This is a genomic window from Parendozoicomonas callyspongiae, from assembly GCF_023502345.1.
Classification (GTDB): domain Bacteria; phylum Pseudomonadota; class Gammaproteobacteria; order Pseudomonadales; family Endozoicomonadaceae; genus Sansalvadorimonas; species Sansalvadorimonas callyspongiae.
The window spans coordinates 1-1081 of sequence record NZ_JAMFLX010000090.1 but is presented as its reverse complement, the minus strand read 5'-3'; the positions used below and the strand labels follow the sequence as shown (position 1 = coordinate 1081).

Below are 1081 nucleotides of genomic sequence, written 5' to 3'. Positions count from 1 at the left end.
TGTAGAAATTCAGACCTGATCTGACAGTTACCGATTTTCAAGAGGGTGTCTGTCAGGTCAAATTCAATCGATGAATTTTTCCTTCCAGATACTTTTGCCATCAGTCAGCGTCTCCATTGGAGTACGCCCACAGCACATCTTGCCCTGATGGGTGCGACGAGTATTGTAGTAATCCAGCCATTCGTCCAGATCCACTTGGAGAGCCTCTATGGTTTCATAGATCTTTTTCCTCAGCGCTGGCTGATAAAACTCCTGCAATATCGTCTTATGGAAACGTTCGCAGATTCCATTAGTCTGGGGATGACGCACCTTGGTTTTGGTGTGCTCAATATCATTGATGGCGATATAGAGCTGGTAATCATGACTGTCTGCTCTACCGCAGTACTCTGTCCCCCTGTCTGTCAGGATGCGCAGAACCGGTAGTTCTTCAGCCACATAGAATGGCAGCACGCGGTCATTCAGCAGATCAGCTGCGGTAATCGGGGTCTTGGTCGTGTACAGTTTGCAGTGAGCGACTTTGGAGTAGGTATCCACATAGGTCTGCTGATAGACCCGGCCAACTCCTTTGAAGGTTCCGACATAGAAGGTGTCCTGTGACCCAAGGTAGCCAGGATGGGCACTCTCAATCTCGCCACAGGCTTCATCATCCAGCTTCTTGCGTTCCAGGGCTTTGACCTGCGATTCGGTCAGGATAATGCCTTCTTCAGCCACTTTGGCCTCAAGAGCCTTCAGACGCTGTTTAAAGTTCACCAGGTCATGACGCATCCAGATGCTCCGAACACCGCTAGGTGAGACAAACACACCCTTCTTACGCAGCTCATTGGAGACTCTGACCTGGCCGTGTGCAGGCTCCTGAATGGCCCATTTAACCACAGCTTCCTCAATGTGCGAATCAACCCGGTTCTTGGTATTGGGAACTCTGCGGCTTCGATCCAACAATGCTTCTACGCCACCATCATTAACGGCATCCCGATAACGATAGAACGTGTCCCTGGATACACCCATCATTTTGCAGGCTTTAGAGATATTGCCGAGTTCATCAGCTAAATTGAGTAAACCAACTTTGTGCTTAACGATACGA

General features: G+C 49.3%; 1 pseudogene. It reads right to left on the bottom strand.

What is annotated here, in order from left to right:
- A pseudogene (locus tag M3P05_RS20390) lies at positions 1-1077 on the bottom strand (IS481 family transposase); the annotation flags it as partial.
- Between the last annotated feature and the right edge of the window lie 4 nt (positions 1078-1081).